The sequence below is a fragment of the Paraburkholderia sp. 2C genome, assembly GCF_054589215.1.
Genome location: NZ_BAAILL010000016.1, coordinates 99199 through 124179 on the forward strand (window position 1 = coordinate 99199; position 24981 = coordinate 124179).

At 63.3% G+C, this 24981-nt stretch carries 22 protein-coding genes; 7 read left to right on the plus strand and 15 right to left on the minus strand.

Translation table 11 applies throughout. The annotated features are described in order from the left end of the window. Positions 1-167 precede the first annotated feature (167 nt). Positions 168-902 (plus strand): OmpW/AlkL family protein, encoded by a 735-nt coding sequence (locus ACYPXD_RS04315; RefSeq protein WP_459707879.1) that lies wholly within the window; start codon positions 168-170, stop codon positions 900-902. Between the two features lie 372 nt (positions 903-1274). After that, positions 1275-1652 (plus strand): ElaB/YgaM/YqjD family protein, encoded by a 378-nt coding sequence (locus ACYPXD_RS04320; RefSeq protein WP_459707881.1) that lies wholly within the window; start codon positions 1275-1277, stop codon positions 1650-1652. Positions 1653-1739: 87 nt separating this feature from the next. On the opposite strand, the gene ACYPXD_RS04325 is transcribed toward ACYPXD_RS04320, so the two are convergent. From ACYPXD_RS04325 to pilM, 7 genes are all read right to left on the minus strand, one after another. Beyond that, positions 1740-2885 carry a deoxyguanosinetriphosphate triphosphohydrolase gene (locus ACYPXD_RS04325; RefSeq protein WP_459707964.1) on the minus strand — a complete coding sequence of 382 codons (1146 nt, stop codon included), beginning with the start codon at positions 2883-2885 and terminating at the stop codon, positions 1740-1742. A gap of 209 nt (positions 2886-3094) precedes the next feature. After that, the gene (gene aroB / locus ACYPXD_RS04330) at positions 3095-4171 is read right to left on the minus strand and encodes a 3-dehydroquinate synthase (RefSeq protein WP_459707967.1); all 1077 of its coding nucleotides are present in this window, start codon (positions 4169-4171) and stop codon (positions 3095-3097) included. Positions 4172-4191: 20 nt separating this feature from the next. After that, the gene (locus tag ACYPXD_RS04335) at positions 4192-4743 is read right to left on the minus strand and encodes a shikimate kinase (protein ID WP_459707969.1); all 552 of its coding nucleotides are present in this window, start codon (positions 4741-4743) and stop codon (positions 4192-4194) included. A gap of 109 nt (positions 4744-4852) precedes the next feature. Further along, entirely contained in the window at positions 4853-6478 is a 1626-nt protein-coding gene (locus ACYPXD_RS04340; RefSeq protein WP_459707883.1) for a type IV pilus secretin PilQ, read from the minus strand. Next, positions 6475-7434: a hypothetical protein gene (locus ACYPXD_RS04345; RefSeq protein WP_459707886.1), complete on the minus strand. Its 960-nt coding sequence runs from the start codon at positions 7432-7434 to the stop codon at positions 6475-6477. The genes ACYPXD_RS04340 and ACYPXD_RS04345 overlap by 4 nt, the downstream gene beginning before the upstream one ends. Further along, positions 7431-8129, minus strand: coding sequence for a fimbrial assembly protein (locus ACYPXD_RS04350; RefSeq protein WP_459707888.1), 699 nt, complete (start codon positions 8127-8129; stop codon positions 7431-7433). Before ACYPXD_RS04350 ends, ACYPXD_RS04345 begins: the two co-directional genes overlap by 4 nt. After that, positions 8126-9139: a type IV pilus biogenesis protein PilM gene (gene pilM / locus ACYPXD_RS04355; protein WP_459707890.1), complete on the minus strand. Its 1014-nt coding sequence runs from the start codon at positions 9137-9139 to the stop codon at positions 8126-8128. The genes ACYPXD_RS04350 and pilM overlap by 4 nt, the downstream gene beginning before the upstream one ends. Positions 9140-9443: 304 nt before the next feature. On the opposite strand from pilM, the gene ACYPXD_RS04360 reads away from it, so the two are divergent. Then, positions 9444-11846 (plus strand): penicillin-binding protein 1A, encoded by a 2403-nt coding sequence (locus tag ACYPXD_RS04360; RefSeq protein ID WP_459707892.1) that lies wholly within the window; start codon positions 9444-9446, stop codon positions 11844-11846. 87 nt (positions 11847-11933) lie between these two features. On the opposite strand, the gene cyaY is transcribed toward ACYPXD_RS04360, so the two are convergent. Then, positions 11934-12251 (minus strand): iron donor protein CyaY, encoded by a 318-nt coding sequence (cyaY, locus tag ACYPXD_RS04365; RefSeq protein WP_459707894.1) that lies wholly within the window; start codon positions 12249-12251, stop codon positions 11934-11936. Positions 12252-12287: 36 nt separating this feature from the next. On the opposite strand from cyaY, the gene lptM reads away from it, so the two are divergent. Together lptM and lysA are read left to right on the plus strand one after the other, a co-directional pair. Further along, complete coding sequence (lptM, locus tag ACYPXD_RS04370) at positions 12288-12605, plus strand: LPS translocon maturation chaperone LptM (RefSeq protein ID WP_459707896.1); 318 nt, start codon at positions 12288-12290, stop codon at positions 12603-12605. Positions 12606-12649: 44 nt separating this feature from the next. Next, the gene (lysA, locus tag ACYPXD_RS04375; RefSeq protein WP_459707898.1) at positions 12650-13912 is read left to right on the plus strand and encodes a diaminopimelate decarboxylase; all 1263 of its coding nucleotides are present in this window, start codon (positions 12650-12652) and stop codon (positions 13910-13912) included. A gap of 142 nt (positions 13913-14054) precedes the next feature. On the opposite strand, the gene msrQ is transcribed toward lysA, so the two are convergent. From msrQ to ACYPXD_RS04400, 5 genes are all read right to left on the minus strand, one after another. Next, the gene (gene msrQ, locus ACYPXD_RS04380; protein WP_459707900.1) at positions 14055-14804 is read right to left on the minus strand and encodes a protein-methionine-sulfoxide reductase heme-binding subunit MsrQ; all 750 of its coding nucleotides are present in this window, start codon (positions 14802-14804) and stop codon (positions 14055-14057) included. An 18-nt stretch (positions 14805-14822) separates the two neighbouring features. Beyond that, positions 14823-15824 carry a protein-methionine-sulfoxide reductase catalytic subunit MsrP gene (msrP, locus tag ACYPXD_RS04385; protein WP_459707902.1) on the minus strand — a complete coding sequence of 334 codons (1002 nt, stop codon included), beginning with the start codon at positions 15822-15824 and terminating at the stop codon, positions 14823-14825. A 209-nt stretch (positions 15825-16033) separates the two neighbouring features. Next, complete coding sequence (gene ccsB / locus ACYPXD_RS04390) at positions 16034-17236, minus strand: c-type cytochrome biogenesis protein CcsB (protein ID WP_459707904.1); 1203 nt, start codon at positions 17234-17236, stop codon at positions 16034-16036. 4 nt (positions 17237-17240) lie between these two features. Continuing rightward, a complete protein-coding gene (locus tag ACYPXD_RS04395; RefSeq protein WP_459707906.1) occupies positions 17241-19496 on the minus strand; it encodes a cytochrome c biogenesis protein ResB in 2256 nt (751 codons plus the stop codon). A gap of 190 nt (positions 19497-19686) precedes the next feature. Next, a complete protein-coding gene (locus tag ACYPXD_RS04400; protein WP_459707908.1) occupies positions 19687-20340 on the minus strand; it encodes a c-type cytochrome in 654 nt (217 codons plus the stop codon). A gap of 267 nt (positions 20341-20607) precedes the next feature. Here ACYPXD_RS04400 and yihA point away from each other — a divergent pair, with 267 nt between their 5' ends. Together yihA and hemB are read left to right on the plus strand one after the other, a co-directional pair. Next, positions 20608-21273 (plus strand): ribosome biogenesis GTP-binding protein YihA/YsxC, encoded by a 666-nt coding sequence (gene yihA / locus ACYPXD_RS04405; RefSeq protein WP_459707910.1) that lies wholly within the window; start codon positions 20608-20610, stop codon positions 21271-21273. Positions 21274-21475: 202 nt separating this feature from the next. After that, complete coding sequence (gene hemB, locus ACYPXD_RS04410; RefSeq protein WP_459707912.1) at positions 21476-22474, plus strand: porphobilinogen synthase; 999 nt, start codon at positions 21476-21478, stop codon at positions 22472-22474. Positions 22475-22716: 242 nt separating this feature from the next. On the opposite strand, the gene dsbD is transcribed toward hemB, so the two are convergent. Continuing rightward, positions 22717-24621, minus strand: coding sequence for a protein-disulfide reductase DsbD (gene dsbD / locus ACYPXD_RS04415; RefSeq protein WP_459707971.1), 1905 nt, complete (start codon positions 24619-24621; stop codon positions 22717-22719). Continuing rightward, a complete protein-coding gene (gene cutA / locus ACYPXD_RS04420) occupies positions 24614-24940 on the minus strand; it encodes a divalent-cation tolerance protein CutA (protein WP_459707914.1) in 327 nt (108 codons plus the stop codon). The genes dsbD and cutA overlap by 8 nt, the downstream gene beginning before the upstream one ends. Positions 24941-24981: the final 41 nt, after the last annotated feature.

Genomic DNA, 24981 nt, shown 5'->3' on the forward strand with positions numbered 1-24981 from the left:
GCGTTGGTACATACCCGAAGGTCCGACAGGCGCCACCCGCGCGGTGTTCCGCGTGGCGGGCCTGAGCCAGAAACCGTACGCAGCCCAGAGTGAACGCTCTAGCCGGCGCGTATGGTTTGTTTCAAACGTAATGTTCATAATGTGCGGGCCTTTCAGGAGGAGCACATATGAAATTAAAACAGGCCATCTCGGGGGCCGCTGCTGCATGCGCGTTCGCATGCATTTCGTCCGCAGCTCACGCTCAAACGGCCGGAAGCTTTTACGTCACGACAGGCTGGTTCCATCTCGCGCCTCAGTCCAGTAGTGATCCGTTGAAGGAGACAAACGTAGGGGGTACACCCGTCGACATCACAGTACCCAACACAGGCGCCAAAATCAGCAGCGCCGATACCGTTGGCTTCACTGCGGGGTACTTCGTCACCGACCATATCGCTGCCCAGTTCGACATCGGCGTTCCACCGACCTTCGATATCGAAGGCACGGGACAGTTCGGGCAATTCGGCAAGCTCGGTAAAGCGAAACAGTGGAGCCCTGCGCTGCTGCTCAAGTACTACTTCCTTGCGCCCCAGTCGAAGTTCCGTCCGTTTCTCGGCATCGGCGTGAGCCGTGTCTGGTTCACCGACGAAACCATCACGAATGGTGCATTCGAACAGGGCGTACTGCATGGTCCGACCACAGTGACCACGGATAGTTCTTGGGTGCCTGTGTTTAATGCGGGCTTCACGTACGCCGTCACCGAACACTGGTTCGCCGCCTTCTCGATTTCATATCTGCCGATCAGCACCACGGCGAAGCTGAATACCGCCGCGCAAACGCCGGTGGGAACGCTAAACGTGCAGTCGCAAACCAAGATTCGACTGAATCCGATCGTCACGCTGCTGAGCGTCGGCTACCGGTTTTAACGTAGGTTAGACGAGTTTTTCAAGCTTGGATAACGCCGTTGCGCGATGCGTAGCGGCGCTTTCGCTTTTACGCAATCGCACGTCGCGATCAGGTACGTGTAAAGGCAATACTGCAAGCATTGTAAATTTGACGGTTGCCAGGCGTTACTGCTGAAAATTCTGCTGCATGCGCCGCGCAGCGCGTGTTTGCGCCGCATTGGTCCATGTGCGCGCGTACGGCGCGTGACGCTTCGGCGCAGTCGCCGGCGTTCCGGTGGTCAGGCACCGAAGTTGCGTCCAGAGGGTTTTACCGCTGGGTTTTACCGCTTGTACCGGCGATTTTCCGTATCAGGCAGCGGGGACTTTCATCAAACCATCATCGACGGAGCGACCATGACTGCACTACCGAATACGCGAGATGCGATTGGCGAATCCTGGACGACGACGGGGCGCCGTGCGCGCCGCATCGCGCGTCACAGCCGTCACGCCGCGGAAGATATCGCGAGCGAACTGCGCACACTGATCTCGGAACTTGAAGGCACGCTGGGCGACGGCACGCATGCCGACGCTACCGCGTTGCGTAACCAGGTGCGCAAGCGCCTCGACGATGCGCGCGAGCGCCTGAACGACACGCGCTCGGTGATGCGTGAGCGCGCGCAGGTCGCGTTTAACGGCGCGGACGAATATGTGCATGAAAACCCATGGCGGACCATGGCCATGGTCGGCGCCGTTGCGCTGGTAGCGGGCGTGTTGATGTCGCGCGGACGCTGAGGCGGGTGCGCTACGCGTGCCGTGCGGGTGGTGCGCGGTGCGTGCGGTGCGTGCGGTGCGTGCGGTGCGTGACCGGCGTGCCGTGCGTCAGTTGTCGTCGACGACGAACAGCCGCCGATACTCCTTGAGCGCATAGCGGTCGGTCATGCCCGCGATGTAATGCGCGATCAGCCGCGCCTGCACGCCCGGATCCGACGACTGATAGTTCGGCGGCAGCAGGCGCGCGTCCTCGCTGAATGCTTCGAAAAGGCCGGTAACGACGCGCCGCGCCTTGTTCGCCATGCGCATCACGCGATAGTGGCGATACAGGTTCTTGTACAGGAAGCGTTTGAGCACGCTCGCTTGCGCGGCCACCGTTTCGCTGTGCGCGACAAGCGGCGGCGCCGCACGAACCTCGTCGAGCGACTGCGGGGCGTAGCGGCGCAGATTGCGCGTCGTGGTGTCGATCAGATCGACGATCAGCGTGTTGATGATTCGCCGCACGGTCTCGTGAACGAGACGGCGCCCTTCGATCTGCGGATAGTCGCGGCGCGCCGCATCGTAGTGCGTGCGCCATAGCTCGACTTGCGCAAGCTGATCGATCGTGATGAGGCCGGAGCGCAGGCCGTCGTCGACGTCGTGATTGTTGTACGCGATTTCGTCGGCAAGATTGGCAATCTGCGCTTCGATCGATGGCTGACGCCCCTGCAGGAAACGTTCGCCGAGCGCGCCGAGACGGCGCGCGTTTTCACGCGAGCAATGCTTGAGAATGCCTTCGCGCGTTTCGAAACACAGATTGAGCCCGTTGAACGCGCCGTAGTGTTCTTCGAGTTCGTCGACGACCGCGAGGCTCTGCAGGTTGTGCTCGAAGCCGCCATGCTCGCGCATGCAGTCGTTCAGCGCATCCTGTCCCGCGTGGCCGAACGGCGTATGGCCGAGATCGTGCGCCAGCGAAATCGCTTCGACGAGATCTTCGTTGACGCGCAGGTTACGCGCGACCGAACGCGCGATCTGCGCCACTTCGAGGCTGTGCGTGAGCCGCGTGCGAAAGAGATCGCCTTCGTGATTGACGAAGACCTGCGTCTTGTATTCGAGGCGCCGGAATGCGGTCGAGTGAACGATACGGTCGCGGTCGCGCTGGAACTCGGTGCGCGCGCTAGGCGGCGCTTCCGGATAACGGCGCCCTTGCGACTGCGCGGAATGCGCGGCGTAGGGCGCGAGATGGGCCTCGAGTGCAGCGACGACGGATGGCAGCGATGACGAAAGCGGCGGCGTGCCGGGCGCGTTGGACGCTTCAAGCGGATTGTCGCTGAGTCTTTCGATCACCTGCCTCTCCGGAACAAGGGCATTCGCGCCCGCCGCCGCGTTTGGCGCGTTTGGCGCGTTTGGCGCGTTTGGCGCGTTTGGCGCGTTTGGCGCGTTTGGCGCGTTTGGCGCGCTCGCGGCCGAGGCGCGCTCGACGCTTAGACGGTCGCCGCGAGCGTCGCGTTCACTGCATCGTCGGGCGCGCGCGTGATCAGTGTCTCGCCAAAACGCTTGAGCAGGATGAACTTGATCTCACCGGCTTCCGCTTTCTTGTCGACGCGCATCAGGTCCACGTAGCGCGCGGCGCCGAGCGCCGGCGCACGCGTCGGCAGATGCGCGGCCTTCACGAGCGCAACCAGCCGCTCGCGCGCCGCGTCGTCGAGATGGCCAAGCCTCACCGACAGATCGGCCGCCATCACCATGCCGCAACCGACCGCCTCGCCGTGCAGCCACTCACCGTAGCCCAGACCTGCTTCGATCGCATGGCCGAATGTATGGCCAAAATTCAGAATCGCGCGCAAACCGCCTTCGCGTTCGTCTGCCGCAACCACCGACGCCTTGATCTCGCACGACCGCTTCACCGCTTCGGCCAGCGCCTGCGGTTCGCACCGATTCAGCGCGTCGACATTGGCTTCGATCCAGTCGAAGAACGCGGCATCGGCAATTGCGCCGGTCTTGATCACTTCGGCAATGCCCGCGGCGAGCTCGCGGGCCGGCAACGTGCGCAGCGCGCCGATATCGGCGATCACCGCCTGCGGCTGATAGAACGCGCCGATCATGTTCTTGCCGAGCGGATGATTAATGCCGGTCTTGCCGCCCACCGACGAATCGACCTGCGACAGCAGCGTGGTCGGCACCTGGATAAAGGGCACGCCGCGCATATAGCACGCGGCGGCAAAGCCGGTCATATCGCCAATCACCCCGCCGCCGAGCGCGATCAACGTCGTCTTGCGGTCGGCTCGCGCGCCGAGCAGCGCATCGAAGATCTGATTCAGCGTTTCCCAGTTCTTGTGCGCTTCGCCGTCCGGCAGCACGACGGTCGACACGCTCTTGCCGAGCGGCGCAAGGGCGCGGCGCAGCGCATCGCCGTACAGCGGCTCGACCGTCGTATTCGTGACGATCGTGGCCGACGAGCCCGCGATATGCGGCGCAAACAGTTCGGTCCTGCCGATCAGATCGGCGCCGATATGAATCGGATAGGCGCGTTCGCCCAGATCGACATTGACGGTAATCATCGAGGTACTCATGTTCACGATTATGCTGCAGGTGGCTTGCCGATGCCCGCCATCTCGAGCTGCATCAGCACCATATTGACGAGGCCGCTCACCGACGGCCGCCCGGTCTCGATGACGAAGTGCGCGCATTCGCGGTAAAGCGGATCGCGCACCTCGAAGAGCGCTTCGAGCTTCGCTTTCGGGTCCTCCGTCTGCAGCAGCGGGCGGTTCTTGTCGCGCCGCGTGCGCAGCCATAAATCATGCGGATTCGCGCGCAGATAGACGACCAGCCCGCGATTGCGCAGCGCATCGCGATTTTCGGGCCGAAGAATCGCGCCGCCGCCGGTCGCGAGCACGATTCCCGCGCGGCTCGTCAGGTCTTCGATCGCCTGCGCTTCACGTTCACGAAAACCGGCTTCGCCTTCGAGCTCGAAAATCACCGGAATACGGGCACCCGTGCGCTCCTCGATCTCGTGGTCGGAATCGAAGAACGGACGATCGAGCCGCCTCGCCACGGCGCGGCCGACGGTCGTCTTGCCCGCTCCCATGAGCCCTACGAAAAATACACTGGCGTGTGCGTCCCGCGCTTGCAACGGTGTCCTCTTACTCAATCCGGTTGGGTTCGTGCCGCAGCTTACTGGCAAAGCGGCCGGCTTGTCGAGCCTGCGGCCCCGCATGTGTTGTGCAGGGTCCTTTTGTGCATCAATTCATCTGTACAACGGTCGGCGTGATGAAAACGACCAGTTCGCTGCGTGCGTCCCGATGCGCGCGATGGCGAAAAAGCGCGCCTAAAAGCGGTATTTTGCCCAGGACCGGCACGCGAGTCACATCGTCGCGATTGTCGGTCTCGTAGATGCCGCCGATCGACACCGTCCCGCCGTCCTCGACCTGCACGCGCGTTTGCACGTGTTTCGTGTTGATCGCGGGGCCCGCTGCGGTCTGCTCGCCGACGCTGTCTTTCGCGACATCGAGGTCGAGCACGACTCTGCCGTCCGGCGTGATTTGCGGTTCGACCTCGAGCTTCAGGCTCGCGCGGCGAAACTGCACGCCCGATACGCCTTGACCGACCTTCGCCTGATACGGCAGTTCCGTGCCCTGCTCGACGATCGCCTTCATGCGGTCCGCGGTGACCACGCGCGGACTCGACACGATCTGCCCGCGCCCCTCCGCTTCGAGCGCACTGAGCTCGATGTTGAGCAGACGCGTGGCACGCGCGGCGAACAGCGTCAAACCCGCGGTGGCCGCATCGAAGCCGGAAATCGGCCGCGCCGACAGATCGTGGATCGCCCCTTCCTTGCCGCCCGTTATGCCCATAGCCGAGCCATCCTCGCTCGTGGCCGCCATCGACAGCTTAACGCCCAGATTGCGCGAAAAGCCGAGCTCGCCTTCGACGATACGCGCTTCGATCATCACCTGCCGCGTCGGCTGATCGAGTGTCTCGACCAGTTGCGCGATGTCGTCGAGACGCGCCTGCAGATCGGTGACGAAAAGCAGATTCGTGCGCGGATCGGCGATCACCGCGCCGCGTTTCGACAATACGCGCTGGCTGCCCGACCCCGTCAGCATCTTGCGAACTTCTTCCGCGTGCGCATAGTGCAGTTCGAACGTGCGGCTCGCGAGCGGTTCGAGATCCGCGCCACGCGCGTGCGCTTCGAAGCGCTGCCGTTCGCGCGCGGCGAGTTCGGCGAGCGGCGCGACCCAGATCACATTGCCGCGACGCTCCATCGCCAGCCCGTTGACGTCGAGCAGCGTATCGAACGCGGTGCGCCACGGCACCTTGTCGAGATGCAACGTGACGGACGCGCGGGCCTTGCCGCTCGCGATGATATTGAGGCCTGTGAACTGCGCAAACGCATTCAGCACCGCGCCGAGTTCCGCGTGCCGGAAGTTCAGCGAAATCGGCCGGTCGGGCGGCAGATCGTCGGTAGCTGAACCGGTCGACGCGGTCGTGAGGCGCGTCAAAGGCGCGAGCGGAACGGGCGGCCCTTCGAGCGCGGTCTGCGGGTCTGCGGCGCGCGGTGGCTCCGGGCGCGACGTCAATGCGCTCTTTGCCGCGATTGTTCGCGGTGCGGTCTCGTCCTCATCTGCCACGGCCAATGCATTGCCGGGGGAATCGACTTCGGCGAGTTCATCGCTGCCTGCCGATTGCGCGTTGAACGGATTGCGCAGCTGGTCGGAGGCAAGCGCCGGCAGCGGCGGCACACCATAAGGCGCAGTCGCATCGTCAAGCGGCATCGGCTCGGGCAACGGCGGCAGCGACGCATGTGCGGCCGCACTCGCCATCGCGGCCGACGCAAGCAACAACTTCACGCAATATCGGGTCTTCATTGCACCGCTTCCTCGAACATCAACCGGTGCTCGCTTCCATCGCGCGCGGCGAGCGTAATGCCGAACCCGTCGACACGCGCGACGCTATCCGCGCCGACACGCTGCCCCGCCTCGAGCGTTGCATCGCCATCGGGTGTTTCGACGAGCCCGAGCCCGCGTGCGAGATCGTAAAGGAGTCCGACAAGGCGAAAGCCGACCGTGTCCGAACCGGGTATACGCGCATCGGGAGCGAAAGGACGCGAGAAAGGGTCGTAAAAAACGATATCTTCGTCGTCATCCGTCGTCAGATCGTCGTTCAGACTTTCGAGCTGACTGGACGGACGAAGTGCGTCGAACACGTTGAGCGTCGCACTGACCGTCAACAGTCCGCCTCCTGGATTGCCAGTCTGCTTGATGAGCAGTTCTCCCGGCACGATCAGCACCGGCAGGCTGGGCAGCGCGCGCATGAAGGCCAGCAATTGCGCGAAACTCGCGAGCGCCGTCATGCGCAGCGGACGCATCGCGTCGATACCGGTGCCCGTTACCGCACCGGGCTCAAGCGCGACCAATGACATGCCGCCGCGCGCCGCCAGTTGCGACACGATGCGCACGTCATCGGTCGATGCACTGCTGTCGGACGCCCGCGTCGGATTCGCAAGACCTTCCGCGCCGGCCAATGCACGCAGTGCCGGCAGTTCGCCGACAGCACGCTGCGCGCTGTCAAGATGCTCTTGCGCCTCGTCGACCCGCGCACGCATTGCCTGCGTGCCCATGAAGTCCGCCGCGATCCACGCGTTCGCCGCAATCGCGAACGTCGCGATTGCGATCAGACTCGCGGCCAGAAACCGGAACAGCAGCGGGTTTCGCACGCACCACTCGCGCAGCGCCGCGAAGGGTGCGAGAGAGGCCCCTGCCTCATGCCGCTGCGTTTTTCCTCTATTGATCGGGCCGAGGCGGCCAGTAAGCGTCGTATTCATTTCAAACCTCGCACGTTGGCGCCTCGTACCGGACGCGCTGCGGCAGGCGCATTGCCGCGCGCCGCCGGTTCATGCGCACCGGCCCAATAGAGGCGCGCCGAAAATTCGATTTCGCCACTCGCGTTTTGCACGTCACCGTGCGCGGGAACCGTCGCGCGGCGCTGCTCCTTGACTTCGGCATCCTTCACACCGTGTATCGCGGCAAGCCGTTTCACCCACGACGCGGGCACCGCGTGATCGCGCGCGCTCGCGAGCAGCTCCGTCTCGCGTTCACGCTGGCGCAATTGCTGCAAGACGACCTTGTCGTCCGACTCGCGACCCAGCGCGTCGAGCAGCGACAGGAGATGCACCAGCGGTTCCGAGCGCATCGCCGCGTGCGCCGCGCGCGTGCGCATATCCTCGGCGGCACGCGCTAGCCGCTTGTGTTCGGCTAGCGGCGCCGACAGTTGCGCGAGCGAGCGCTCGAGTGAAACGCGCTGCCCATCGAGCCGCACACGTTCGACGGCTTGCCAGGCCGCCAGCATGAGCACTGCGATGCATCCCACGACGAGCGCCGCCAGCACTTCGACGATGCGGCGCCGCCGTTCGCGGCGTGCGGCGAACTGCCGGTGCGGCAGCAGATTGAATCCGCCTGCCCGCACCGGACGCGCACGCTGCGACGGCGCAACGCCGACACGCAACGTGAACCGCTTCATTCGTACACACCGCGCACGGCGAGCCCGAACGCGACCGCAGTCGCGGGATCGTGCAGCAGATCGCTTTCGTACGGCACCGCGACCTGACCGAGCAACGTGCATTCGAACGGGAACACCATGCAACCGAGCACGTCGCCGATGTCGGCAAGCGACATCGAGACACCATCGAGCAGATCGATATCCCCCGCCACGAACACCGCGGAAAGCGGGGCGCCCTCGGCGAGGTCGCGCAGCGCATCGGCGAGACTGCCGTGCTCGGGCGCCGGATAGTGCATCGATGCGATGACCGTTTCATCCGTCAGGCGCCAGCCATAAATGCCGTCGCCGCCGACCCAAAGGGCTGCGTACTCGTCACCCGGTTCCAGTTCCTGCGCCGCCGAATAGCGCATCGCGCGCAGCGCCGCGTGCGGTTCGCCGTCGATCGCCGTTAGCGAGATGCCGGCGATCGCGGCGCATTCGATGCGCGCCTCGAGATGCTGCCTCGCGGTGGCGGCAATCGTCACTTCGCCGCCTTCGAGCGCCGACCTGTCGATATACCAGTCGACCGCGAGCGCGTGCCGCTCGACTCCCGCGATGCGCTCGATTTCAATCATCACGGCGGGCTCCAGTGCGGTCAGCATGTCGCCTTCCGCGTAATCGGCCACCGGCATGCGCGGGCGCGGGCGACGCATGGTCGGCGCGAGCTGCTGAAGCTGCTTGAGAGGCACGCTTGCCGTCAGCGTGGCCGAGCCAGGAATCGCCATCGCACAGCGCAGCGAAAGCAGGACGTGTTCGGGCGGCACGCAGTCGAACACATCGAAGAGCGCCTGCGCAACCGCCGGCCGATCGATGATCTCGGCGCCCGCCATCGCGCCGGATCGCACCGGCATCGACGCGACGCAATCGATACGCAGTGGCCCATTGCCGCACATGCCCCTGCTCAGCACGACAAGCCGCACCGCGTGCGGACCCAGGTCGATGCCAGCCGCGAACCGGCGCACCGCCATTTCCAACGAAGTTTTCAACGCCATCTTGCCTCCCTTTCACCAACCCGCGCACAACCCATTCGAACGCGGACAACGGAGAGGATTGTGTCGAGACTGTTTCGTCTGCGAAATTCGGCCGAATGGCTAACGCGCGCGCAACGACTGCCCGCTCGTGCGCGAAGGGACTACAGTGATGTCATTCCGCGATGCCGTTCGCACTGGGGTTTTTCAGTGTCGCGGTCGTCGCCGGTTGTCCTCGCGGGTGCTCGCCGATCAGCGCCGCATGTAAGCGCATCGAAAGCTGACGATGCGCGCGGCTATAATCGCGGGACTGGTTTCTGGTGGTCATATGCAACAAACTTCGAATCCGTCTTCCCCGCCGCCGGCGCCGCGCAAACGCAAGCGTCCGTTGTGGCTCACGCTCATTTTCGGTTTCGTAGGCCTTATCTTTGCCGGCATCCTGTGTGTCGCGCTCGTACTCGGCTATGCGCTCGTCGTCGCGACGCCGAATCTGCCTTCGCTCGAAGCGCTCACCGACTATCAACCGAAGGTGCCGCTGCGCATCTATACGGCCGATCACGTGCTGATCGGCGAGTTCGGCGAGGAGCGGCGCGATATCGTGCATATCCGCGACGTGCCGGACAATCTCAAGAAGGCGGTGCTCGCCATCGAGGATGCGCGCTTCTACGATCACGGCGGCGTCGATCTGACCGGCATCGCGCGCGCGGGCTTCGTCGCGCTGACGAACGGCCATGCCACGCAAGGCGCGAGCACGATCACGATGCAGGTCGCACGCAACTTCTTTCTGTCGAGCGAGAAAACGTACACGCGCAAGGTGTACGAGATGCTGCTCGCGTACAAGATCGAGTCGAAGCTCTCGAAAGATCAAATTCTCGAGGTCTACATGAATCAGATCTATCTCGGGCAGCGCGCCTATGGTTTTGCGAGCGCGGCGCGCGTGTATTTCGGCAAGGATCTGAAAGACCTCACGCTCGCCGAATGCGCAATGCTTGCGGGGCTGCCGAAGGCGCCGTCCGCGTACAACCCGGTCGTCAATCCGAAACGCGCGAAGGTGCGTCAGGAGTACATCCTGCAGCGCATGCTCGAACTGCACTACATCACGCAGCAGCAGTTCGACGATGCGGCGCGTCAGCCGCTGGTCGTGAAGGGCGCGGGCAAGGAATTCAGCGTACACGCGGAGTACGTCGCCGAAATGGTCCGGCAGATGATGTACGCGCAGTATCGCGAAGAAGCCTACACGCGTGGCCTGAACGTCGTCACGACGATCGATTCGGCCGATCAGGACGTCGCCTATCGTGCGCTGCGCAAGGGGCTGATGGACTACGAACGCCGGCATGGCTATCGCGGCCCCGAAGCGTTTATCGACTTGCCGGCCGATGCCGACGATCGCGAACAGGCTATCGACGATGCACTGCTCGAACACCCGGACAACGGTGAAATTTATGCCGCGGTCGTCACAGCGGCGAACCCGAAGCAGGTGCAGGCCACATTGATTGGCGGCAACGCCGTGACGATTACCGACGGCGGGCTTCGTTACGCGGCTTCTGCATTGAACTCACGCGCTCAGCCGAATCAGCGGATCCGGCCCGGTGCGATCGTGCGTGTCGTGAAGGACGACGACGGCGACTGGTCGATCACGCAATTGCCGCAGGTCGAAGGCGCCTTTATCTCGGTCGTGCCGCAGGACGGCGCGATCCGCGCGTTGATCGGCGGCTTCGACTTCAACAAGAACAAGTTCAACCACGTCACGCAGGCATGGCGGCAGCCGGGCTCGAGCTTCAAGCCATTCATCTATTCGGCGTCGCTCGAAAAAGGCCTCGGACCCGCGACGGTGATCAACGACGCGCCGCTCTTTTTCAGCGCCGCCGAAACAGGCGGCCAGGCATGGGAGCCGAAAAACTACGGCGGTGGCTTCGACGGTCCGATGACGATGCGCACCGCACTGCAGAAGTCGAAAAACCTTGTGTCGATCCGCATCCTGAACCAGATCGGCACGAAGTACGCGCAGCGCTATATCACGCAATTCGGCTTCGACGCCGATCGTCATCCGGCGTACCTGCCGATGGCGCTCGGCGCGGGCCTCGTCACGCCGCTGCAGATGGCGGCCGCATACTCCGTGTTCGCCAACGGTGGTTACCGTGTCAATCCGTATCTGATTGCGGAAGTGACCGACCAGCGCGGCGGCGTCGTGGCCCACGCGCAGCCGCTCGTGGCCGGGCAAAGCGCGCCGCACGCGATCGAGCCGCGCAACGCGTATGTGATGAACAGCCTGCTGCAAAGCGTCGCGCAACGCGGCACAGGCGCGAAATCGAACGTGCTGAAGCGCACCGACCTCGGTGGCAAGACCGGCACCACCAACGACTCACGCGACGCGTGGTTCGCGGGCTACCAGCACACGCTGACCGCCATTGCATGGATCGGCTACGACAACCCGCGCAGCCTCGGCGATAAGGAAACCGGCGGCGGGCTCGCGCTGCCGGTGTGGATCGAATACATGGCCCGCGCACTCAAAGGCGTGCCCGAGTACAAGATGCCGATGCCCGAAGGCGTCACGACGATCGGCGACGAGCTGTATCTCGATGGCTTTACGCCGGGCAACGGCTTTATCGCGTCGGTAGGCGTCCCGCAAGCGCCGGCCGACGAGATGGCAAGCGGAACCGAGGGCGCCGCGCCACAGCAGGTCGGAGAACAGGAGAAGCAGGACATCATGAACCTGTTCCGCGGGCACTAGCGAGCGGCAGGCTCAAGCGCACGCGTGCCCGCGAAAGCGGGCACGCCTACCGCGTTTCAGGTGCGCGATGACGCCTCGATGCCAGCGTCAGGGCGTGATCTGCACGGGCTCGCCGGCCTGCTGCGACGCATAGTCGGACAGCGCGGTAAAGAATTCCGTGCCGTTGCGGGTATCGCGCCATTTGCCGTCGACGAAGCGGAAGTGGTAACCACCCGACTTCGCCGCGATCCAGATCTCCTGCATCGGCGGCTGCAGGTTCACGATGATCTTCGTGCCATTCTCGAATTCGAGCGTCAGCACATTGCCGCTGCGTTCGAACTCGATATCGGCGTCGGTGTAGTCGAGTGCGCGCTCGACGGCGGCCAGCACAGCTTCGGCACGAGCCAGGTAATCAGTATCGGACATGCTAAACTCCAGCGGATTCGTTACACAGGGACAGTCATGCGAGCCGTTTTCCGGATGAGCGCGATTGTAGCGGCTTTGTCCGTTCTCGCAGCCGTCGTGCTCACTGGCTGCGGCCAACGCGGCGCGCTCTATCTGCCTACCGTACCGCCGTTGCCGCCAAAGCCGCAGGAACAGACGCAACCGCCGTCGCCCGACGAGGTGAAACCAACGCCGGAAACGGCGTCGTCAAGCATTCCGGACACCACCGGCGAACCGTTGTCGCTGTCGCCTGACGAAGCAATGCAGATGCCTACTAGCGGCACCACGGCGCCGCTGCCGCAACGGCCCGCCTCCAGCGTTCCTCAGGCGCAATAAGACCCTCGCTTGCCGAGACTTCAAGACCTCACCAAGACCTTCGCATGACTCGATCAGCCTTCGCCCACGTCGACGGCGTGCTGCACGCCGAAGGCGTGTCGGCCGTCTCGCTTGCCGAGCGCTTCGGCACACCGCTCTACGTCTACTCGCGCGCGGCGCTGACCGACGCCTGGCAAGCCTATGCGGGCGCATGCGCGGGCCGTCGGGCGAGCGTGCATGTGGCCGTGAAGGCAAACAGCAATCTCGCGGTGCTCAACGTATTCGCGCGCATGAACGCGGGCTTCGACATCGTATCGGGCGGCGAACTCGCACGTGTGCTTGCCGCTGGCGGCAAGGCGGAAAATACGGTGTTTTCGGGCGTCGGCAAGCGTGCTGCCGAGATGCGCGAAGCGCTCGCGGCGGGCGTGAAGTGCTTCAACGTCGAATCGATTCCCGAACTCGATCGCCTGAACGAAGTGGCCGGGGCGATGGGCAAGCGGGCGCCGGTGTCGCTGCGTGTGAATCCGGACGTCGATGCGAAAACGCATCCGTATATCTCGACAGGCCTGAAAGCGAACAAGTTCGGCGTCGCATTCGACGACGCACGCGCCACCTATCGCGCAGCCGCGGCGATGCGGCACCTCGAGGTGGTCGGCATCGACTGCCATATCGGTTCGCAGATTACCGAGGTCGCGCCATATCTCGATGCGATCGACCGCCTGCTCGAACTCGTCGAGCAGATCGAGGCCGATGGTTTGACGATCCGCCATATCGATGTGGGCGGCGGCCTCGGCATCACCTACGACGACGAAACACCGCCCGATATCGGCGTATTCGTGCGCACGGTGCTCGATCGGATCGAAGCGCGCGGGCATGGCCATCGCGAAGTGTATTTCGAGCCGGGGCGCTCGCTCGTCGGCAACGCCGGTATTCTGTTGACGCAGGTCGAGTTCCTGAAGCCGGGCGTCGAAAAGAACTTCGTGATCGTCGACGCCGCGATGAACGACCTCGCGCGTCCCGCGATGTACGAGGCGTATCACGCAATCGAACCGGTTGTCGTGCGCAATGAGCCGAAGCACGTCTATGACGTCGTGGGCCCGGTCTGCGAAAGCGGCGACTGGCTCGGCCGCAACCGCGAACTGGCCGTGGAACCCGGCGATCTGCTCGCGATCCGCTCCGCGGGCGCGTACGGCTTCGTGATGAGCTCGAACTACAACACCCGCCCGCGCGCCGCCGAGGTGATGGTGGACGGCGACAAGGTGCATGTCGTGCGTGCGCGTGAAGACGTCGGGCAGCTCTTCGCGGGCGAATCGCTGCTGCCGGGTTAACGCAACAGCAACGGCTCGGTAAGGCGCCGAGCCGGACGCTGACCGCAGCGCCAGCAGGGTGCCCGCCAAGGCACCGACTGCGGCACCCGCTGAGTCACCCGCTCAGCACCCACTGAGTCACCAACCGCGGCCCGACCGACGATCAGCGTCGCGCCGCGCTCCGCCGCGCAGCCCGTTCGCGCGCCCACACGATCAACCGCCACCCGAGCAGCGCAAGCACAATTGCGCCGTAAATCTTCGGCAAGATCAGATCGTGCTTGCCGGCCTTCATCCACCAGAAGTGCAGGATCGCCAGCGCCGCGATCGGATAGATCGCGCGATGCAGCACCTGCCAGCGCCGCCCGAGCTTGCGCACCATCGCTTTCGGCGACGTGACGGCGAGCGGAATCAGCAGCACGAACGCGGCAAATCCGACCGTGATGAACGGCCGCTTGCCGATGTCCTTCAGAATTTCGGCGACGTCGAACCACTTGTCGAACCAGAAGTACGTCGTAAAGTGCAGCGCGCCGTAGAAGAAAGCATAGAGCCCGAGCATGCGGCGAAACCGCAGTACCGCGTTGACGCCGGTCAGCTTGCGCAGCGGCGTCACGGCGAGCGTGATGCACAGAAACACGAGCGTCCAGAGCCCGGTCGAGCGCGTGATGAACTCGATCGGATTCGCACTCAGCTGACCGGTGAAGCCGAACAGCACGAGCCGTCCGAGCGGATAGAGACACGCGACAAATACCGCGATCTTCACGGGCACGATCCAGCGCCCGTTTGCCGCCGTCGCGGGTTTCTTCTTCGCGCCGGCGGCACCGGCATCGCGCGTCGCGGCAACACTGCCCGCGGCAGGTGTCGCCGCAAGCGGCACCTTACGCCCCGACGATACCGTTTGCGTTTCCGTTGCCATCTACGTCTCCCTCTGCGCTCAGAAGTTCTTCTTCAGGTCCATGCCCTGATACATCGACGCGACCAGATCGCCGTAACCATTGAACATCAGCGTCTTGCGCTTCGGCGTGAAAAAGCCGTCTTCGCCGATGCGCCGCTCGGTCGCCTGACTCCAGCGCGGATGGTCGACGTTCGGATTCACGTTCGAATAAAAGCCGTACTCGTTCGGCGCATAGGTGTTCCAGCTGGTCGGCGGCTGCTTCTCGACGAAGCGGATCTTCACCAGCGATTTGGCGCTCTTGAAGCCATATTTCCACGGCACGACGATGCGCACCGGCGCACCGTTCTGGTTCGGCAGCACCTGACCGTAGAGTCCCACTGTCAGCAGCGTGAGCGGATTCATCGCTTCGTCCATCCGCAGCCCTTCCGAATACGGCCAATCGAGAATCGGGTCCGACAAGCCCGGCATCTGCGACGGATCGGCGAGCGTGATGAACTGCACGTACCTGGCGTTGCCGGTCGGCTGCGCGCGCTTGATCAGCTCCGACAGCGGGACGCCGATCCACGGAATCACCATCGACCAGCCTTCGACGCACCGCAGGCGATACACGCGCTCTTCGAGCGGCGCGAGCTTCAGCAGTTCGTCGAGATCGTAGACCTTCGGGTTCTTGATCTCGCCTTCCACGCTCACCTTCCACGGCCGCGGCCGCAGCGTGCCGGCGTGATGCGCGGGGTCCGACTTGTCCGTGCCGAACTCGTAGAAGTTGTTGTAAGTCGTGACGTCCTGGAACGGCGTCGGCTTGTCGACGACGACGAATTTCGGGTTCGTCTTTGCCACGAGCTTCGGCGCCTTTGAGTCCGGCGACGAGAACGCCGCATGGGCGTCTTCGTGCACGCCCGCGCCGATCAGCCCACCCAGGGCCGCGGCGCCCGCTGCCTGCAGCACGCGCCGCCTGTTTTCGAAGATCCGCTGCGGCGTGATCTCGCTGCGCGCAATGTCGTCGCCGGCCAGTCGCGACGTGCCGGTACGCTTGATCCACATGTTGCTGCTCCTCGCGCGCCTTGTCGGGCACGCTCATTTCATCGTTCGGCGTGTAGCGGAAGGTTCAGTCCGAAGATTCGTCCGGAATTGCGTCGTCCACTACCCCTGTTGTAGCAAACGAAAGGAATTCGGAAATCATCCCGCGCCCCATAAAAAAACCGCCGGTGCATGGCACGCGGCGGTTATTGGTCGGTTCTGAAGCGCCAATATTACAGCTTCCCGTAGCTATGCAGCCCCGAGAGAAACATATTCACGCCGAGGAACGCGAAGGTCGTGACAAGCAGGCCGGTCAGCGCCCACCATGCCGCCACCGCGCCGCGCAGGCCTTTCATCAGGCGCATATGCAGCCATGCGGCGTAATTGAGCCATACGATCAGCGCCCACGTCTCCTTCGGGTCCCAGCTCCAGTAGCCGCCCCACGCTTCCGCGGCCCACAGCGCGCCGAGAATCGTCGCCACGGTAAAGAACGCGAAGCCGACCGCGATCGACTTGTACATCACGTCGTCGAGCACATCGAGCGTCGGCAGGCGGTCCGCTAACACGCCACGTTCCTTCATCAGATACGCGACGCCGACCATCGCGGACAGCGCAAAGCTGCCGTAACCGATAAAGTTCGCCGGCACGTGGATCTTCATCCACCAGCTCTGCAGCGCGGGCACGAGCGGCTGGATCTGCTGCGCATCGCGCGAGATCGAATACCACATCAGGAAGCCGACCGCCGCGCTGATCACGAGCAGCACGAACGCGCCAAGCGAGCGCGTGTTGTAGTGCGTTTCGTAATACAGATAGAAGAGCGCCGTAATCAGGCTGAACAGCACGAACACTTCGTAGAGGTTCGAGATCGGAATATGGCCGACGTCCGCGCCGATCAGGTACGACTCGTACCAGCGCACCATCAGGCCCGTGAAGCCCATCAGTACGGCGGCCCACGTCATTTTCGAGCCGATCGCGGCGCCCGTCGCGGAGCGCGATAGCAGGCCGATCCAGTAGAACAGCGTCGCAAACACGAAGAGCGCGCTCATCCACAGGATGGCCGACTGGCTCGACAGGAAATACTTGAGGAAGAACGCGTGATCGGCGCGCGTGAGATCGCCGTGGTAAATCTGGATGGCCGACAGCGACAGCGCTGCGATGCCGATCATCAGCGGCCGCACCGGTTTCCAGCGCCAGCCGAGCACGACGAACACGGGCACCGCGCAGACCAGCACCAGTTTGTCGTAGTAGTTCATGAACGCGTGGTAGCGCGACAGCGCAAACCCCGCGCCGCCGACCAGCGCCAGCGCGAACAGCCAGTCGAATGGTGCCAGGCGTTTCAGGAAGGGGCGGTCGTCGAGCAAACGGGAATGATGCGGTGCAGGCGCGCCGGCACGCCGTTGCTCGGGTGTGGAAGAGGAAACCTGAGTCAAGTCCATGATCTTACCGGGTCGAATCTTGTGGGCCGGGAGCCTGTTCAGCCGGGTGGCTGCCACCGCCGGACGCAGCGGACGCTTCCGATTCGTCGATCAGCCTGGCGCCAAGCGCCGTACCGACCGCGTCGCGCGTCTCTTTGAACTCCTTGTCGAAGTCGAATGTCTTGCGAGCACTCGACATCGCCATCACGACGTTGACGCCGCGATCCGAGTCTTTGAGCCAGAACCACAGGCGCCGTTCACGCACGTAAAACATCGAAAAGATGCCCAGCACGAGAAGCAGGCTGCCAAGATACACGACTTTTTTGCCCGGCGCGCGCGTCAACTGAAATACCGAAGCTTGCACCTGCTTGAACGAGTCGAGTTGCAGGAAAACCGGCGATCCATACAGAAAGCTGTCGGAAATTGCGTTGATCGAGTTCTGCACGAAACGGCTCGCCGCATCGCCGGGCTGCACCGGCGCTTCGCCCGCCTGCGTGCGCGAGATTTGCCAGACGTCCCACATCGCGCCTTCGAGCATGCGCAGCAACAATCCTGCCGCCTTTTCCTGCTCGGCCTTCGGCACCGAGTGGTCGATGAACATCGCGATGGCCTGGAAGCCGCCGGGCGTGTTCGTTTGGCCGTGCGCCTGGGTGTTCGGCTGCGCGTTCGCCGACGCGGCGAGACTGCTGTCGGCGCCCGCAAAGAGGGTCAGGACGCGAACGGCGCTTTCCTCGAGGTGCTGCTGCAGTTCCGGTTCCGCATTCGGTACCGAGCGCTGCGCGAAACGATGCGCGGCTTCTGCGCGCGTCGCGGGATTTTCGAGTGCCGCGCGCAGGCTCATCCATTCCTTGACCGTGCCGCCTTCGTCGGCCGGGATGCGCAGATAGCGGAACGGATCGTCCGGATTCGTGCGCATGCCGGCGAGGAACACACGTTCGCCGCCGACGTCCACGGGCAGCATGTAGTTGTTGTACTCGCGCGCCTGACCGTCCTTGTCGCGCACCTTGTACTGCACCGACGGGCCGACGTTATGCAGATCGAGCGGCTTCGAGGTCTTCGCGCCGGAACCGAGACGCTCGTCGAATGCCTGCTTTAGCGTCTCGTGCTGCGCGACGCCGCGCGCGTCGGTCTGGCCGTTGCCGTTCGTGATGTTTTCGACGTTGATCGCGCGGAAATCGGCGAATTCGACCGTCTGGCCGTCCGAGCCCGGAATCGCGCTCGTCAGCGGCGTCGAATTGCCGATCGTGCCGTCGAACGGCACCGGCTTCGCGCTTGCGCCCGTCATCGGATAGGCGGTCGTCTTCATCTCGGAGCCGCCGTCCTGGAAGCTCGACTGATAGATCGACACGCCGTCGTACTCGAACGGCTTGTTCACCTCGACGCGCGCCGGAACCTGCTTGCCGGTCTTGTGATCGATCACGACGATGTCGCTCGCGAAGAGCTTGGGCATGCCCGTCGAGTAGTAATCGACGATGAACTTGTTCAGCTGGATCGAGAACGGCAGGTCCTGAATGAGCGAGCCGTTCGGCTGGTTCAGGATCGCGGTCGACACATGCTGCCCTTCGGGCACCCATGCGTAACCACGGAAAGTCGGATTCGATTGCGAGAGGCGGTGCTCGGGCGGAATCTCGTTGATCACCGTGTTGCTGCTGATCGGCGATTTGTCGAAGAGCCACATCTGCAGCTTGATCGGCAGATTGCTGTCGAGCAGACCGCCAATACAGATAATGACAATCGCAAGGTGTGCCGAGATATAGCCGAGCTTCGTCATCGCGCCGCGCTTCGCGGCGATCAGCGTCGCGCCTTCGGACTCGCGCGTGACGAACCGGTAGCCGAGCTTGCCTGACAGTTGCGTGAGTGTCGTGGTGGCTTGCGCGCGCGTCTGCTGCACGGCGAACTCGCCCTTGTGATGGAACGCGCGCAGGCTCGCTTCGCGCACCTTGTCCTTCCAGCTTTTGGTGTCGGCGAGCATCTTCGGCGCATTGCGGATCACACACAGCGATACCGACGCGATCAGAAAGCCGAGGATCAGCATGAACCACCACGCGCTATACACGGTGTAGAGGCTCAGCGACCGGAAGATGTCGGCCCAGAACGGACCGAACTGATTGACGTAATTCGGATACGGGTCGTCCTGCGTGAGGACCGTGCCGATGATGCTCGCGATCGCGAGGATCACCAGCATCGCGATCGCAAAGCGCATCGAGCTGAGCAACTCGATGGCGTCGCGCGCGACTCGCTGGCGCGATTTCGACTGCAGACCCGATGTGGTAACGCTCATTCACACTCCAACTGAACAGCAAAAAAGGGTGCAGGGCTATCGCATCGTCGCGACGCCCCCACCCTTTTCTTGTTTTTTTGCCGGCGATGCTGTGCGTCACCGCGGTTGCGTGTCACCACGGCTTCACGCAACCGGTGTACGCGGCGACAGCGTGCTGCAAAGCCGGCTCGACTTGCGCGCGGACGCTAGCTTAATGCAAACCGGCCATGTAATCAGCGACGGCCTTGATCTCGCTATCCGATAGACGCTGCGCAATCTGATGCATCGCCTCATTGTTGTTGCGCGCGCCCGGCCCTTGCTGGAACGCCGTCAACTGCGCAACGAGGTAGTCGGACCACTGCCCCGACACGCGCGGATACTGCGACGGAATGCCCTGGCCTGTCGGTCCATGACAGCTTGCGCAAGCCGGCACGCCCTTTTCCGCAATACCCGCACGATAAATCTTCTGCCCGAGCGGCACCGTGTTCTTGTTGTGCGCGTACCCGGGCTTCGGCGCTTGCGTCGCGAAGTACGCCGCGACGTTTACCATGTCCTGATCCGACAACGCACCAGCGATGCCGGCCATGATCGGATTGTTCCGCGCGGGTTGCTTTGCGCCCGGTTGCGTTTTGAAATCCTTGAGCTCTTTGACGAGGTATTCGGGATGCTGGCCGGCGAGCTTCGGATACGCGCCGCCTGCGCTATTGCCATCCGCACCGTGACACGAAGCGCAAACCTGCGCTGCAATTGCCTGCCCCCGATTCAAATCCGGCTTTGACTGATCCGCCGCTTTTGCCTGTACCGCCAAACCTGAAAGACCTGCTGCTGTGTGAAGCACCACCAGAATCCTGCCCAGTCGATTCATTCGCACACCCTGTTTCGTCTTGTGGGAATTAGAGGTTCTGCAAAATACGACGGCGACCGAATTACCTGATTGAATTACCTCGCAACCCAGTTACGTATTGAACGTGCGCGTTGATGATGCCTTGAACCACGCAACGCTCCACAGGTTTTCAGTAAACCATCGTATTGTACAATAACTCGCTAATCGCCAAGACGCCAGTCGGGCTTGCCCCGGCGGCTGTCGTGCCCACTTCCGCGTCCGCTTCCGCCTCGCCTTCCCGGTTCCCCCATGCCCTTTCTGCTCCATCAGGCTCGCTTTTTCACCACCGTCAATCATTTGCGCGATCTGCCGCCCACCGCGCAGCCTGAAATCGCGTTTGCCGGACGATCGAATGCGGGTAAATCCACGGCAATCAATGTGCTGTGCAACCAGAGGCGCCTCGCGTTCGCGAGTAAAACGCCGGGGCGCACGCAACACATCAATTACTTCTCGGTCGGGCCGGCCGACGAGCCGGTCGCGCATCTGGTCGACCTGCCGGGCTACGGCTACGCGGAGGTGCCCGGTGCAGCGAAGGCCCATTGGGAAGCGTTGCTGTCCACTTATTTGCAGTCGCGCGCGCAATTACGCGGGATGATCCTGATGATGGATTCGCGGCGCCCGCTGACCGAACTCGACCGGCGGATGATCGAGTGGTTCGCGCCGACGGGCAAGCCTATCCATACGTTGCTGACGAAATGCGACAAATTGACGCGTCAGGAAAGCACCAACGCGTTGCGCGCGACAAAGAAGGGATTTGCCGACTATCGCGCCGCCGGCTATCAGGGCGAACTCACTGCACAGCTTTTTTCGGCGCTCAAGCGAATCGGCCTCGAAGAGGCGCATGAGTTGATCGAAAGCTGGATTGCGCCCGATGTGGCGGACGGCTCCGCGGTTGATCCGACGAGCGAAGCGTAACGCTTGCGTCGACCATAAAAAAACCCGCCGCAAGTAGACGGCGGGCTAAACAGCCTAATCGAATAACGACAGGCACCCGCTCAGGGAGGAGAAGCGGGGAGGTCGGCGCAGCGCGCCTTGCTCGATCGGTATGATATACCATTGTCTCAAAAAGTTTCTCGCACACAGACGCCGTCTGTTTCACATTCGCACGAGTTTCGATATGAGTTTTTACCCGCATCACCGTCCGCGCCGGATGCGCCGTGACGAGTTCTCGCGCCGCATGATGCGCGAGAACGTTTTCACCACTAATGACCTGATTTATCCCGTGTTCGTCATCGAAGGCACGAATGTTCGGCAAGCGGTGCCGTCGATGCCCGGAGTCGAACGCGTTTCCGTCGATCTGCTGATAGGCGTGGCCGAGCAGTGCGTCGAACTGGGCGTGCCGGTGCTGGCGCTGTTCCCTGTCATCGAACCGTCGTTGAAGACGCCGGATGGCCACGAGGCAACCAATCCCGCCGGCCTGATTCCGCGCGCGGTGCGCGAACTGAAGAAGCGCTTCCCCGAGCTCGGCGTGCTGACGGACGTTGCACTCGATCCTTACACGAGCCACGGCCAGGACGGCGTGCTCGACGAGGCCGGATATGTGATCAACGATGCGACCGTCGAGATTCTTATCGAGCAGGCGAAGGCGCAGGCCGAGGCCGGCGTCGACATCGTCGCGCCATCGGACATGATGGACGGCCGCATCGGCGCAATCCGCGAGATGCTCGAAAGCGAAGAGCATATTCACACGCGGATCATGGCGTACTCCGCAAAGTTCGCGTCGGCGTTTTATGGGCCGTTTCGCGATGCGGTCGGCTCCGCGGCGAACCTCGGCAAGAGCAACAAGATGACGTATCAGCTCGACCCGGCGAATTCGGACGAGGCGATGCGCGAGATCCGCGCCGACATCGATGAAGGCGCGGACATGGTGATGGTCAAGCCCGGCATGCCTTACCTCGATATCGTGCGTCGTGTGCGCGACGAGTTTCATTTCCCGACGTACGTGTATCAGGTGAGCGGCGAGTATGCGATGCTGAAGGCGGCCGCGCAAAACGGCTGGCTCGATCACGACAAGGTGATGATGGAATCGCTGCTCGCGTTCAAGCGCGCGGGGGCGAACGGTGTGCTGACGTACTTTGCGCTTGATGCGGCACGGCTGCTTCGGGCACAGAAGTGAGTCGCTGATTGTTGACAGTTGTGTCGCGGATCGCGCGCGGTTGTTGTTGACGCTGGCTGTTGACGCTGGCTGCCGAGGCTTGTTGTCGATGCCGTGCGCGACCGGCCTGTATCGATCTGTCCTAGGTCGACGATGATGAAAGGCGGAGCATTCGTGAGAATGCGCCGTCTTTTTTCTTTGTGTTGCGCGCTATTTGACGTAGACGCCGGCGCTCCGCAATCTCTAAACGGCGCGCTGGTGGATCAGGACTGCGGTGGTTGTTTCGCGGCCGCGACCCGATCGAGGCTGCGCAAGAACGTATCGGCCGATTCGTAGCCGACCACGCGCATCACTTCCTTCCCATCCTGATTGAAGAAGATGATTCCTGGCGGGCCGAAGAGGTTGAAACGCTTCAGCAGCGCCTGATCGTCGATATTGTTCGCGGTGACGTCGGCGCGCAGCAGCTTCAGTTGCTTCAAGCGTGCATTGACGCGCGGGTCGCTGAACGTGAACTTCTCCATTTCCTTGCAGCTGACGCACCAGTCCGCATAGAAATCGAGCATCGCGGGCTGGGCGGCGGTTTTCACCGCCTGATCGAGCTGGCCGGACGAGTTGACCGGCGCGAACGCGAGGTCGCTTTGTGCACCGGCGACGGCGCCAGTGCCTGGCGCGCCCGCTGCCGGCGCACGGCCCGCCAGAACCGCGAGCGGTCGAAGCGGATCGGTCGAGCCGGCCGCGACACCGACCAGCAGCACCGCCGCCCAGATCGCGCACGCAGCGCCGATGCCCCGCCCGAGACCGCGCCAGAGCGCTTTGCTGTTGCCCATCTGCTGCGGTGGCGAAAAGAGGCCTAATGCCGCGGCGGCGATCAGCAGCCACAACACGCTCAGCAGCATCTGCACAGTGCCGCCAAGCACCGGCCAGACGATCCACAACGCGGCCGCCAGCAGGATGACGCCGAAGAACACCTTCACGCTGTCCATCCATACGCCGGCGCGCGGCAAAATCGTCCCGGCGCCGAGGCCGATGATCAGCAGCGGCACACCGAGCCCGATTCCCATCGCGAACAGCGCGGCACCGCCGAGCGCGGCATTGCCCGTGTGCGCGATAAACGCGAGCACCGCAAAGAGCGGTGCCGTCATACAGGCACCGACGACGAGCGCCGACAGCGCGCCCATCGCCGCGACGGCCGCGAATTTACCGCCCGAACGGCCCTCGGACGCTTTCGACACGCCGCTTTGCCAACGCTGTGGCAGCACGATATCGACGCCCGCGATCAAGGTCAGTGCGAACGCAGTCAGTAGAACGGCGAACGCGCCGAGGACCCACGGATTTTGCAGCCAGGCGCCGAGGCCCTGGCCGACGAGCGCCGCCGCGATGCCGAGCGCCGTATAGACGAGCGCCATACCGATCACGTACGACAGCGATAGGCCGAAGCCGCGTGCGCGGGTCACGCGCGCGCCTTCACCGATGATGATCGCGGAGAGAATCGGGATCATCGGATAGGAACAGGGCAGAAGGCTCAACACCATCCCGGCGACGAAATACAAACCGACGATCGCGAAGAATCCCCCACCTTGCAGCAACGATTGTGCGTAGTCCGCACTGGTTGCACGCTCGTACCAGCTGGTCGATACGGAGGCGTCGGTTCTGGGCGTTGCGGACTGCGAGGCGTTCGTCGCCGTGCCTGCGGTAGCGGGCTGCAGCGCCACCCCCGTCACGTGGTACACGCGCTCCATCGGCGGATAGCAGATGCCCGCATCGGCGCACCCCTGCGACGTCACCGCGAGATCGAACGGGCCGTTCGCCTGCTTGATCGGGATCCGGACGGTCAGATCGCCGCGATAGGTCTCGACGTTCTTCTGGAAGGTCTCGTCGAACTTGACGTGTCCGGCCGGCAGTTGCGGCAGACCGATCGTCGAAGTGCCATTGCGAACCGCAAACGAAAAGCGCTCGCGGTACATGTAATAACCGTCCGCGATCTTGTAGTGGACGTCGATTTCACCAGGCTGTTCGGTCGCACTGAATTTGAACGCGACGGCAGGGTCGAGGAAATCGTCGGCTGCGCGTGCCGCGCCGATGGAAAACAGCGAGATCAGCAGACACGCGACAAGCAGCTTGGCAACATGCATGACACCGAGCGAGGGCGAATTCAGGCCGTTAAACATGGATGGGACGTTGAGTTTCTGCATTGACCCACTGCCCGTACGCGGCTGACGCAATCGCTTGCCACGAAAGGATTTCCGGGGTGTCGTAAGGGTGATGCGACAGGATGAACTGCTCGAGCTCCTGCGCCCGGGCGACGCTCGTCTTGAACAGCAGCTGGATTTCGTCGGCTGATTCGATCTTGCCCTGCCAGTGAAAGCCCGAGCGCACGGCGCCAAGCTGCGTCGCACAAGCAGCGAGCCGCGCGGCGAGAATCCCGGACGTCAACTTTTCGGCGATTGTCGTGTCGGGCACCGTGGTCATCATCAGGATCACGTTCATGGTTTCCGACGCCTCCTACACCGGACAAAAACAGCGGTACA